Source organism: Oleiphilus sp. HI0132, from assembly GCF_001635845.1.
Map to the genome: position 1 here is coordinate 1 of NZ_LWGJ01000619.1, position 732 is coordinate 732.

1 protein-coding gene is annotated in these 732 nt (G+C 44.5%); it reads right to left on the bottom strand.

The annotated features are described in order from the left end of the window. Positions 1-732 (bottom strand): methyl-accepting chemotaxis protein (locus tag A3766_RS07535; RefSeq protein WP_231882854.1); only part of this gene is annotated, 732 nt, incomplete at both ends.

Here is a 732-nt window from a genome sequence, read left to right on the forward strand (position 1 = left end):
CTTTGTTCTTCAGCGGCTGTCGCGATTTGGGTACTCATATTATTGATTTGATTGACCATATTGGTGACATTTTCCAATGAGTGGTTGGCGGTATTGGCTTGCTCTACAGTTTCATGGACCTTAGAGAGGCTTTCTTCCATCACACCCACCGCATTTTCAGCGTTTTCTTGAAGCTTATTAACGATGATGTCAATTTCTTCGGTTGATTCTTGGGTTTTACCTGCCAATGTTCTGACTTCATCTGCGACGACCGCAAAACCCCGGCCTTGTTCACCTGCTCTCGCGGCTTCAATGGCAGCATTAAGTGCTAGAAGGTTGGTTTGTTCAGCAATACCACGAATTACTTCCATAACTTTACTGACGTCTACGCAATCCTGTCTTAGTTCATCTAGTACGGTTTTTGTATTACTGGTTGTCTGCTCTAATGACTCGACGACATTGACGGCGGTATTAACAGTTTCTTTACTAGAGATTGTCTCGTCATAGGCTTCATTGGCGCTTTCAGAGGTGCTGACGATATTTTCGGCGACTTCTGAAATAGAAGCAGCCATTTCCGTCATAGCTGTAGCGACAAGTTCAATAAGAGCTTGTTGCTCGTCGAGGCTTCTTGAATTATCTTGGCTAGCGACTGTCAGTTCAGCAGAAGACTGGCTTGTTTGACTTGCAGCCTGGTGAATCTGCTCCAATACATGCTCAAAACTGCTTAGCATTTCATCGAAGTGTTGGGATAGC